The organism is Psychrobacter sp. PG1 (assembly GCF_014897815.1).
Classification (GTDB): domain Bacteria; phylum Pseudomonadota; class Gammaproteobacteria; order Pseudomonadales; family Moraxellaceae; genus Psychrobacter.
Map to the genome: position 1 here is coordinate 100,084 of NZ_JABUZG010000038.1, position 12,186 is coordinate 112,269.

Genomic DNA, 12,186 nt, shown 5'->3' on the forward strand with positions numbered 1-12,186 from the left:
AAATGGCTAGCTAGCCATCTAAGTCAATTAACGCAGTAAACATCGGCTCGTACAATGGTCGCGCCAAGGTGGTCAACGCCCTTGACAAAGCCTTAAATGCATCTTGATCACGCAGTACGTACTGCCAAATGGCATGCTGCGAGCAAGTATCGTAGACTGTGTCCGAGTGATAACTAGATCTTAACCAGTCTGAAAAGTCTGCTCGTTTTGGCCAATAACTGCCGCCTTCACTATCTTCAGATTTTGAGCACTGATCAAGGTAATTGAGTGCATATTCTGGGAGTAATGTAATAGGCACTTGCCCAGATAGCTTGGAAAAAATCGCCCATTTTATCAGCTCAATCACAGCGTCTTCATAGACAATGGGGCTTAGTTTAAATGCGATTACTTTCTCGTACTTTTTGACTTGCGAGCTAGGCTTATTAAAGCGCCAAATACTCACCCCATCATTTAATGCCGCTTGCTCGGCAGTGGTACGTCTGGCTACTTGCCAATACAAATGTGACAACCAAAACTTGAGTAAATGCCTAGGACTGGCAGAATTGGGCAATATGTTTAACCACTGCTTGGGTGATTGCTGAGCATAAGGCACGCCCGCCTGAATAACTGATATGGATGTTAATATTGGTACTGAGCCTTTTATCTTGATGGCTTTAGGCAACAACTTAAGCAGTGCGCCCATACCCATCATGTCCGTCTTATTGCTTGACTCGTTATTAACACGATTAAGCAAAACTGCCAGTTCTATCTGGACAGGATGCTCGGCGGTTGGCGTTAGTAGCTGCAAACCTGTCGTACCCTCTATCCCATCTTCATTGGGTACAATATTTTCGCCAAAACCATTAGCTATTAACTGCTCTTTAAATTCCAAACATTGCTGTTGCAGTTTTTGTTGTTGATTGGGTAGCGTGGTTTGGCGAGCCACACCTGCTGGCATGATTTTTTGATACATCAGGATTGGAGTAGTGGTTTCAGCCGCTGCATTACTATTATTCTTACTCTCATCAGTAACCAACTGTTTAATCAAGTGCTCTTTGATTTGATAGGTAGTCAAACTGTTTAGAAATAATGGCTCTTGATGCGACAGTGCTTCTTCACCTTGTACCACATGCACCTTTTGAGCCCGTAAGAACGCTTTGGCAGGATGGCGTACTTGGTAAGCCAACACCCCTTCAATATCTATCTCTCCGATGTTAAATACGCTATCAGATAAATCTTGGATGAGCACCTCTGTCATGCTATTGACATCGCTAGCATCAACAGCTGTATCTAGCGCCAATAGTTCGACCAATGCAGACAAGGTTTGGTTGTCTACTCGACCTAACTGACCCAAGCCTTGACCAAGCATCTTAGCGATTGCTTCGTACTGTGCTCTTGTGGGTAAGCCAACCAGTTGCATAGGCTCACTAGCCACTCGCCCTTTCAATGTATCAAACACCGCTTGCCAAAGCGGCGCAGGTGGAAACTGTTTTTTCTGAGCCAGTTTGGTTTTACGCATCGCTGTATTTAATAAAGCATCCAGTTCATCAATCATATCAACAGGGCTTGCATCCTGAGCATTGATATTAACGTTTGCATTGTCATCAATATCAGGAGACGCTTGCTCAAAAACATCAGTGCCTTCAATTTCTGTCTCAAACAGACTCTCATGAAAAGGTAGTGCAGGATGCTCAGTCACTAGCCACTGCTTAATCAATTTTGGTAAGTAGCGCTTGAGACTTTCGGTGGTGGGATCAATATTCTCAGGTAATGTCGCCAGCGAGTTCACCTGCCACTGCACCTCACCTTGCAAAAACTGTAGCAATTCGCTTACTGGGTTGGCTGGCAGGTGCTCGTGGGTGTCCGTCAAGCTTTGGCCATTGTAGAACATCCAGCATGCACTGCGCGCGCATAACAGCGCATCTAAAAATGCGCCATTATCATCGTCCTCACTGACTCTGTCACCACGACGTGAGTTAGTCGCTTTCATCAAATCATAGCGGTTATCACGGTCACGCCCAGGGAACTCTGAGAGATCCATGTTGAGCATGACCACCAACTCAAAAGGCACGTTTCTTAAGGCACCAAACTTACCAAAGGTAATCACCCCAGTCGGCTCCGCACTGACTTGCTGACTCTCAAGCTCGTTTTCGATACTGTCTAACATAAAGCTTAATTTAAGCGGTAGTTGCTCTACACCTGCTAGCCTCTGCTCTACTTCTCTGTTGGCGCTATCGCCACTGGAGTACTGTCTGTAGTGACGATTGGCTCGTAGACTTGATTTAAAGCCATTCATCGCATTGTAGATGGCTCGCATGGTACGTGTTTGATCCACATCACCAAAGTAACGATGAATCACTTGTCTCTCAATCTGATCGAGCCAATATTCCGCTTTCATTTTTTGTATATGGTCATCCCGTCGTGCGACCAAACCGGTATAAATGCGGCAAAGCGCTTCAACAATCAACGCATCATTTAAGCTGACTTGTGGTAGCGGTAAAGTCATTTCTGGTAAGGCAGTGCTTGGCCATTCATCTTCATTTAGAGCATACAAGCAGTCGCTCAACTCAGCCTCTGGCATGACCAGACCTAGGGTCAATCTGTCTAACGCTTGCGCAAAACTAAAGCGATAGTCATAGTCATTACTATCCAAAGTTTGCTTAAGATGCAGCTCATCAAAACCACGGATAAAGCCTGCCTCTACCAACAAATCACAGCCACGGCTCATCTGTTCATGAGTCAGTCCAAAGCTTTCAAACAAGGGCGGCAACATCAACCAGTCTAAGACTTCAGCTGCTTCAAAACGGGCGCTATGGCTACCCAATAGTTTGTAAAAACCGATAATCGCTTCCCATAACTGCCGAATATCGGCATCAACAACACCAGTTACCTTAGCAGGCAAAGTCAAACCATCTTGACCTTTGCCACTGACAAAGATAGAGCCAATCAGTGCATGATGACGCTCAACATCGGGTAGCAACACAACAATATCGGATATGTGGCGTTTTTTCTCACCAGATTTGATAGGCTCATTTAGCCAACGACCAATCATAATCCGCAACACTTCAAGTTGACGCTGCAAACTATGACACGAGTGAATGCTTAGGCTATTATCTTGCGAAGAGATTGCCCAAAAACGGTCTTTCTCAAAGCGCTTCTTCTCCAACGCCTCATCGTCATACCAAGCCGTTGCTTGCTTATCCTCATCGAGGCTTGGCGCTATCTGCTGACTCACTGCTTGCGAGACCGTAGCAGCCGTTGCTTGCTGGGTCGATTGCTCATCAAGCATCAGTACATCGTTCTGCAAACGCTTTAACAGACTTGGATTGTTTTGGCTGTTTTGAGCGCTACTAACATTATCAACATACTCAGTAGCAACCTCATTATTAGAATCAATACCCAGCGTATCATCAAAATTATCTTGCCATTCAACCAGTGCATCGTCGTATTGCTCATTACCTGATAAGTTGGCAAGCATCGCAAACGCATCGCGTGACTGCTTACCCAGACGTGACAGCAAACTATGACCATAATCACGCAAAAATACACTCTCAGGGTTAATAATCTGCTGGCGTTGTAACCACGATTTATCGACGATATCTGCCCAAAACAGCTTTGACGGATTATAATGTAATAGCGTGATATCCATGTATTTTGACAAGCGCTGTAAAAAATCAAGCTCGGTCTGTGGCAGTTGCTGAATGGTAAATATACGCAGCACTTTGGGCAACTGAGCGCGCTCATTCGCCTTATTATCTTTTAAGGCTGACCAGAAAGCACGCTCCAGTGCCACGCGGTGTAAATGAACGTCAGCAAACAAATGCGACCATAAGAATCGTTGCGCCGCCTCTAACTCAACATAATGCCCCACCAGCCATTCAGGCGTGCCGCGCGCATATTTATCAAAACGCAGTGACAATGCATCTTTATCCGCTATCAACTCACCTACATTCAGTGGTTTATTGTGCGACCACAGCGCCAGCCAATCCTCACGATGGGTCAAATAGCGGTTAAACACCCTCGCCAAATCACTTGCCAGCTGCCAGATACGTGCATCTTGTTGCGCCTTATCTTGTCGCACATTGTCTTGCTGAGCACCTGCTTGCGGTTCATCAATCAAAGACGCCAGCAACGGATGGACCGAATGTTTTTCATCTGCCACAATCGACTCTTGATAATAAGTCAAATATCCAAACAATCGCCATTGCATCACCGTTGGTGACAACACCGCCACTTCAGGCACATTAAGAGTTTCCGCTTCAGGGTTTTGCGCTAGCAAAGAAGCGTTATGGCGGGTTAATACATCTTGCATGAGCGTCCATTGATACTGACCCCAGAACTTAGTACGCACCAACGTACTAATACCAGCACGGCTGGCAATGGTTTTATCCAACCAGTCGCCCAAAACCATTGACGGTACAATGACAATAAAAGGCTCAAAAACAGGCTGATCCTTGGACTGATATTGTACAAGCAATTGATCAACAAGGTTTTCGGTGCGGTGCGATTGAATAATGGTAAACATAGAGGATAGTCTGATTGAAGTAATAGTATGAGTGATAATGTGATGTAGACGGTCGTGAATGCCTGAAATGGAATAGCATTTGCGTTAACTTTCTAATGCATATTGATGGCTGCTAAGGAATACCACGAAGGATACTCACCAATCTATGTTTCGCGGTCGTTACTACAATGTATTTCTGCTAGCATGGCTGTCATGAACACGATGCAAATGATAACAATGATTAACTATCATTGCATCATCAGTGATTATTTATAACAATCATAAAATAGGCTGCTGATTAGTGTGCCATCGATAGCTATCGTTTACTAGTATATGTGCCACTATTATAATATCTTACGACAGATAGTGTCGCATTGATAAGTCTCATATTTATGAATAGAGAAGTCAGTGCTGCTGTCAGATTAATTGCTGTAATTTTTATGTCCATAACCCTTTTTTAACGGAATAACTTAATACTATGCCCTTGCGTCCCATTGATGCCATTTTCGTTCATCCTAAACGACGTCTATATGTTGTATACTATCGCGGTGAATTGTGGCAATTGCCACGTATGAAAATTGACGACAGATCGTGGCAAAACAGACAGCCCTATACTGATGACAGTCGCTCGCTTTATTTGAGCATCCATCAAGCCATTAACGACCCCATACTTGCACAAAAACTGCGAACATTGAATCTGCCTGTCGCGGTGCGTGGGAGCACGCTGCCACGCTTTGAAGCATGGTGGGAAGCCCATGGTTTTGAATGGCTTAAAGACAAGCTTACGATGGGCGAATCGCCATTAGCTGCACACCAAATAAAAGCCATTGACAATAATGTTACCTCCCATTCAAACGATCAACCTGTGCTATCCAATCAAAACAGTACAATTATTCATGAGAATAATAGCAAGAAAAAACTTTTACCTGATTCAGAAACCGATGTTTTTGCAGATATGCTTGCGGACTTAGCAGATGAAGTGTTGCACCAACAGCTTTAAAAATAATACGTTATACACCGCATTTTATGTAAACTTGACACAAACCCATTAAGAGAAGAGCAGTAACATATGAGAGACTACAAGCTGCTACTGGCTGGGCTAATTTTACTGCTGCTGATAATCTTTATTGCAATCTTTACGTGGTTATGGAGCAATAACCGTAAAAATATAGACCCCCTACCGATCATGGCAAATGCAAATGAGCCGTCAGCCACCACTCAAGACGAGGTAAATACCCTGACCGACAGTACATTGTATATCAAGGCAGAAGAGGACTTACAAGCACCCTTGGACGATATCATCGTTAGCTTCGAATCTCGTTATCCTCATGTGCAGGTTGTACCAAGTTATGTACCCGCCAGCGACCTCTTAACCTTATCAAACGCCAATCCTAGCGATAATGAACGCTCAGAATTGGACGCTGATATAGACATGATCATCGCTCACGACAGCCTATCTGCAGACCGTCTGACACCGTTACAAGCAGAGCTAAAAACGGCTCACGATAAAATAAACCAAGACAAAGCAAATATCAGCAATACTGATGATAAAAAAGTAGAGACTGCTGAGACTGATACCATTGAAACTGACAATATAGAGGCACGTACCCTAAATTCTTTCAGCTATGCATTGAAAGAAAAGCAAGCGCTTGAAGGGGTTATTTTGACAGAGAATACTGCTGCTATTAACTTCCGTAATTTTTTACTTTCGAGTACCGGACAAGATATATTAGAAAAGTACGATTATTATAATATCGAAGGTTATAAAAACAGTGTAAATGACTTGTTTAATCCAACATCACGTGCACAAGAAGCAGCAAATGCCAACACTGTGAATGTCGCTGACGCCTTGAGTAATGGCAAGTAATGATAAAATCTTTATATTTTGTTGATTGCTTTTATGAGCGATTTTTCCTACAATGTTATTCCAAAATGCGCCTATAGCTCAACAGGATAGAGCAGTTGCCTCCTAAGCGATCGATCCGAGTTCGAGTCTTGGTGGGCGCACCATCAAACATTGTCAAAAGACATTAAAAGACCTCACAGCCTATCAGTTGTGGGGTCTTTTAATGTCTTATCGCATCATAATATTGCATAACTGACGATATATTTTCATACAGCATACCTTCAAAACAAAAAAAAGCCTTTCAAGCTTTATATTTCATAGCTTGAAAGGCTTTTTTACTCTCATGTTTTTATCTAGGTAAGCGGTTTAATATTAATATTGGGGTTTGCTTACAATTTACAGCCGCTCTTACTCTATGTTCAACATCGATTTCGCTACAGCTTCTGCCACTTTGATGCCATCAATCCCTGCTGATAATATGCCGCCTGCGTAGCCAGCGCCTTCGCCTGCAGGGAATAAACCTTTGGTGTTAATGCTTTGGAATTCTTTATTGCGTTTAATGCTGATTGGTGACGATGTTCTGGTTTCTACGCCAGTGAGTAACCCATCATCAGATGAAAATCCTTGGATTTTTCTATTAAACGCTGGAATAGCTTCACGTATGGCATCTACGGCAAAATCTGGCAGTGCTTTGCTTAAGTCAGTTAAGGTAATACCCGGTGTGTACGAGGGTTTTACATCGCCTAACTCTGAATCTGGTTTACCTTTTAAGAAGTCGCCAATGGTTTGCGCTGGTGCACTGTAATCTTTGCCGCCCAATTCAAACGCTAAAGTTTCTAGTTGTCTTTGTAATTCGATACCAGCAAGAGGATGGTTTGGGTAATCTCGCTCTGGATTGATGCCTACAACGATAGCACTGTTGGCGTTACGCTCGTTTCTTGAATATTGGCTCATGCCATTAGTGACCACACGGCCTTCTTCTGATGCTGCGGCAACCACCGTTCCACCTGGACACATACAGAAGCTATAGACAGAACGACCATTTTTACAATGATGAACCAGTTTGTAATCCGCAGCACCAAGTATCTCGTTCCCAGCATTGTTACCAAAGCGTGCTTTGTCTATGGTTGACTGTTTATGTTCAATCCTAAAGCCAATCGAGAAAGGTTTTGCTTCAACATACACGCCTTTATCATGGATCATTTGGAAGGTATCACGGGCGCTATGACCAACAGCAAGAACAACATGGTTGGTTTTTAAGGTTTCGCCAGTATTAAGTGTCACGCCAGTTACTTTTGAGTCAGTGATATGCAAGTCATCTACGCGAGTCGCAAAACGGACTTCCCCACCGAGTGCTATGATCTCAGCACGCATTTTTTCTACCATGGTGACTAACTTATAAGTACCTATGTGCGGCTTACTGACAAATAAAATCTCATCTGGTGCGCCAGCTTTTACAAATTCGGTCATGACTTTACGACCATAATGATTTGGATCTTTTACTTGGCTGTACAGTTTTCCGTCAGAAAAAGTACCCGCTCCGCCTTCACCAAATTGTACGTTAGATTCTGTGTTTAATTTACGCTGACGCCAAAAGCCAAAGGTGTCTTTGGTGCGTTGTCTGACTTCATTACCACGTTCGATGATAATAGGTTTAAAACCCATTTGAGCAAGGGTAAGTGCTGCTAACAAACCACAAGGTCCAAAACCAATAACGACTGGACGCTCAGTTAAATTCTTTGGCGCTTCACCTACATATTTGTAGCTGGTATCTGGTGTGGCTTTAACGTGGTTGTCTGACTCAAACTGAACCAGTAAATCATTGGTTAAATCCGAGTCGGTCAGGGTGATGTCTAGCGTATAAATCAATTGGATATTTCTTTTATTACGAGCATCATAACCACGTTTAAACATCACAAATGACGCCATTTGCTCAGCAGAGATTTTAAGTTTTGTCGTTATAGCAGTCGTTAGATCTTCAGGTGCATGATTTAATGGCAATTTAATTTCAGTTAAACGTATCATTGGGTACTCATAAACTCGTGTAGAAAACAGTCTCGCATTTTACTGGTACTGGTACAAATAAGCGAATGAATATTTTACTTATGCAGGGTAAATTTATGGTTTCTTCAGCATAGATCAGCACCCTATTATAAAAACTAAATGTCTGACCTCACCCCAAGCTAGCTACCAAGGGTAATGGCTAACGTGCTTTAGCCAAAAAAAACTTATCTTTAGTTGGGTTAATATCATTTAGTACGTTTGCTTCTTAATTCCCTTCTGTTAACACTTTCTGACCTCAAAAAAACATCGCTTCTGATGTCGTCATTTTTTATACCACTTTAGCATTTCTTAACCAGACATAAATGGTGCATAGAAAATCATAACAACCAATTATGGTGCAAAGAAGTGCCCTAGCTCCTGATAAAGACCAATATTGGTGCATTTGTCTTGTATTTTATATTGGCATAGATATTGAAGTATTAATCATAGTTAGGAATGGCTCGTTCACTCGGCCTACCAGGCTGCTACTTTATCTTTTTGGAGAAATATATGTCTTTATTGCCAACGCTTATTACTGCTACTCCTATAAGTACAAATTATCGTATCGACTCAAAATTGACATCACGTTTGTCTCTACTAGCAGTAGCTGTTGTCGGCAGCTTAAGTCTTATAGGTTGTCAAAAACCTGCGGAAACTAGTGCAGAAACCAATTCTACCGCCACAAAAACGGAAACCTCTGCGACGACTGCTACCTCTGCGGCAGATGGTGACACCATCAAAGTTGGTATCTTGCATTCTTTATCTGGAACGATGGCCATCTCTGAGACGTCATTAAAAGATACGGCGCTCATGACCATTGATGAAATTAATGCCAATGGCGGCGTGTTGGGTAAACAGCTAGAGCCAATCGTCGTAGATCCCGCCTCTGATTGGCCGTTATTCGCTGAAAAAGCACGTCAGCTGTTAACCCAAGATAAAGTTGATGTGATATTTGGGGGTTGGACGTCAGTGTCACGTAAGTCAGTGCTGCCTGTCGTTGAAGAACTAAATGGTTTGATGTTTTATCCGGTGCAGTACGAGGGTCAAGAACAATCAGAAAATATTTTCTACACTGGTGCTGCACCTAACCAACAAGCCATTCCTGCCGTTGAATATTTGATGAGTCCAGAGGGCGGTAATGCAGAACGCTTCGTTTTACTTGGAACAGACTATGTTTATCCTCGGACTACTAACCAGATACTGCGGGCTTTCTTAAAATCTAAAGGAGTCGCTGAAACAGATATCATGGAAGAGTACACCCCTTTCGGTTTTAGCAACTATCAGACAATCGTTGGCAATATTAAAAGCTTCTCTACTGGTAAGAAGACGGCGGTTATCTCTACCATTAATGGGGATTCAAACGTACCCTTTTATCGTGAACTTGCCAACCAAGGTATTAAAGCCTCTGATATCCCAGTCATGGCATTCTCAGTAGGAGAAGAAGAGCTTCGCGGTATCGATACCAGCTTATTGCAAGGGCATTTGGCGTCATGGAACTACTTTATGTCGGTTAAAAATCCTGTCAACAGCGACTTCACTAAAAAGTATAAGAAATATGCGCTGGATCATAAGCTACCCAATGCTAACAAAGTCGTGACCAATGATCCTATGGAAGCCACCTACGTGGGTATCAATATGTGGAAACAAGCAGTCGAAAAAGCTGGTACGACTAATGTCGATAAAGTGCGTATTAGTATGGGAGGTCAGACTTTTGACGCGCCATCAGGGTATACATTGAAAATGGATGAGGAAAACCATCATTTATGGAAGCCTGTCATGATCGGTCAAATCCGTGCCGATGGTCAGTTCGATGTAATTAGCAAAACGCCAACAGTCATTCGTGCTGAGCCATGGAGTCAGTACATCCCTAAATAAGGTTGTGGTCACTTAAACCGTAATCCTTAGCCCCTTAATGGTATCAAAACCAGCAACCCTTTAACTTCTACTGATAAAACAGTTTTTAGTAGAGGTTAAAGGAGTGTTGACTGCAAAAAAGGAATCATCATGTCACATTACTCTTCCTATTATAAAAGTGACGCGCAAGCCAATTATTCTAATAAGACTTTTATAATCGCCTTATTATCTTTACTTCTCCTCATTGCTATCACATCAGCTGCTCATGCTCACGAGACGCCAGTAGTACACAGCCACGAGCGCGATGAGGCAGTATCTACTAATACTGTGGCAGCGACATCCAATGCTGTAAGTGAAGAGACCTTACTTGCTCAAGACGACACCTTACTTGCTCAGAACAAGCAGTCTGTAACGACATCAGCTGATCTTGCGATAAGTAAAGGGGATGCTATCGAACAGTTCGTTGCTGCTGACTTCACCAAGCGCCAAACCATGCTCAATCAGTGGCCGGGGTCAGTTGAGAGCTTGGATACTTTAGTTGAGCTTATAAAAAACGATGAGCTATACCAAGATAATGCTGGGCAAACCTACCTACTTAACAGCGAAGATGAGTTATTTACTTACCCTGCTAAGCAGCTGACCACAGAGTGGCCCAGCGACTTGGCACAAGTAACTTTGACCAATGCACTACGCTCAGCCTTAGTGTTTGGACAAGCTAAGGTTAAGCTTGCGTCAAACGATCCTACGCAACGTATGCAGGCAGTTGCTATCTTAGCGGACAATATCGAACAGCTAGATCCAGCACTTATAAGCGCTGCTGCCACTAATGAGGAAGACGTCGACGTCAAAACGGCGTTAAATACCTTGCAAGCGAGGATTGATTTTAGGGATGGCGACGTCGCCAAACAAATTGCCGCGCTTACCGTGCTTGCCAATAGCGATAGCCCACAAGTCTTAGTGGATGTTAAAAATGCATTGGCGGCAGACGATAGCGATCCTGTACTCAAATCTGCGTTATTAGACGCTGAAGATAGTATTGAGCAGCGCATTACCATCAGTACTTGGATCGGTCATCTTTTCACCGGTCTTAGCACTGCGAGTGTCTTACTTCTCGCCGCTTTAGGGCTTGCCATTACCTTTGGACTGCTTGGTGTCATCAATATGGCTCACGGTGAGCTGATTATGATTGGCGCTTACTCTACTTATGTAGTGCAAAATCTGTTTCAAGCTTACTTTCCCAGTATGACAGGGTGGTATCTGGTTGCCGCTATACCTGTTGCTTTTTTAGTTAGTGCCATTATTGGCATGGTTATCGAACGGATCGTTATTCGACCACTTTATGGTCGTGAGCTTGAAACCTTACTAGCAACCTTCGGTGTCAGTCTGATTCTTATGCAGTTGGTTCGGATGATATTTGGCGCGCAAAATGTCGAAGTCAGCAATGTCGACTGGTTGAGCGGCGCCTATCAAGTGTCCTCAAGCCTTGTACTCCCCTTCAACCGTATCGCTATTATCGGCTTTACCATCATCATTCTTATGCTACTGGTGTACTTACTTAACAAGACTCGCTTTGGGCTATTTGTGCGCGCTGTGACTCAAAACCGGCAAATGGCACGTGCAGTTGGTATCTCCTCTGCTCGCATCGACATGTTGGCATTCGGCCTTGGTTCAGGGTTGGCCGGTCTCGCTGGCTGCGCTCTAGCACAAGTGGGTAACGTCGGACCCGACTTAGGTCAAACTTATATTATTGATGCGTTCTTAGTCGTCGTGGTTGGCGGTGTTGGGCAAGTATGGGGCGCGGTATTGGCATCTTTAGGTCTTGGTGTCAGTGGTACGGTGCTTGAGATTGGCATTGGTGCTGTGATGGCTAAGATTGTGTTACTGGTTCTTGTGATTTTGTTTATTCAAAAACGTCCACAAGGTTTATTCGCCCTCAAAGGCCGTTTTGTGGATTAAGGAG

Annotated in this window: 6 protein-coding genes and 1 tRNA gene; 5 read left to right on the top strand and 2 right to left on the bottom strand. The window is 43.5% G+C overall.

Annotation, left to right across the window (positions count from 1 at the left end; genetic code table 11):
* Nucleotides 1–10: 10 nt before the first annotated feature.
* Complete coding sequence (locus tag INT03_RS02480) at nucleotides 11–4,504, bottom strand: exodeoxyribonuclease V subunit gamma (protein WP_193007431.1); 4,494 nt, start codon at nucleotides 4,502–4,504, stop codon at nucleotides 11–13.
* A 457-nt stretch (nucleotides 4,505–4,961) separates the two neighbouring features.
* Between INT03_RS02480 and INT03_RS02485 the strand changes: the two genes are divergently transcribed.
* The 3 genes from INT03_RS02485 to INT03_RS02495 all read left to right on the top strand — a co-directional run bounded on the left by INT03_RS02485 (nucleotide 4,962) and on the right by INT03_RS02495 (nucleotide 6,493).
* Nucleotides 4,962–5,483 (top strand): hypothetical protein, encoded by a 522-nt coding sequence (locus INT03_RS02485; RefSeq protein ID WP_193007432.1) that lies wholly within the window; start codon nucleotides 4,962–4,964, stop codon nucleotides 5,481–5,483.
* A gap of 69 nt (nucleotides 5,484–5,552) precedes the next feature.
* Nucleotides 5,553–6,350 carry a hypothetical protein gene (locus tag INT03_RS02490; protein ID WP_193007433.1) on the top strand — a complete coding sequence of 266 codons (798 nt, stop codon included), beginning with the start codon at nucleotides 5,553–5,555 and terminating at the stop codon, nucleotides 6,348–6,350.
* A gap of 67 nt (nucleotides 6,351–6,417) precedes the next feature.
* Nucleotides 6,418–6,493: transfer RNA gene (locus INT03_RS02495), tRNA-Arg, on the top strand.
* 244 nt (nucleotides 6,494–6,737) lie between these two features.
* Here the strand turns inward: INT03_RS02495 and INT03_RS02500 are convergent.
* Nucleotides 6,738–8,354: an NAD(P)/FAD-dependent oxidoreductase gene (locus tag INT03_RS02500; protein ID WP_193007434.1), complete on the bottom strand. Its 1,617-nt coding sequence runs from the start codon at nucleotides 8,352–8,354 to the stop codon at nucleotides 6,738–6,740.
* A 582-nt stretch (nucleotides 8,355–8,936) separates the two neighbouring features.
* On the opposite strand from INT03_RS02500, the gene urtA reads away from it, so the two are divergent.
* Together urtA and urtB are read left to right on the top strand one after the other, a co-directional pair.
* A complete protein-coding gene (urtA, locus tag INT03_RS02505; protein ID WP_193007472.1) occupies nucleotides 8,937–10,247 on the top strand; it encodes an urea ABC transporter substrate-binding protein in 1,311 nt (436 codons plus the stop codon).
* A gap of 129 nt (nucleotides 10,248–10,376) precedes the next feature.
* Complete coding sequence (gene urtB, locus INT03_RS02510; protein ID WP_193007435.1) at nucleotides 10,377–12,182, top strand: urea ABC transporter permease subunit UrtB; 1,806 nt, start codon at nucleotides 10,377–10,379, stop codon at nucleotides 12,180–12,182.
* The last annotated feature ends 4 nt before the right edge of the window (nucleotides 12,183–12,186 follow it).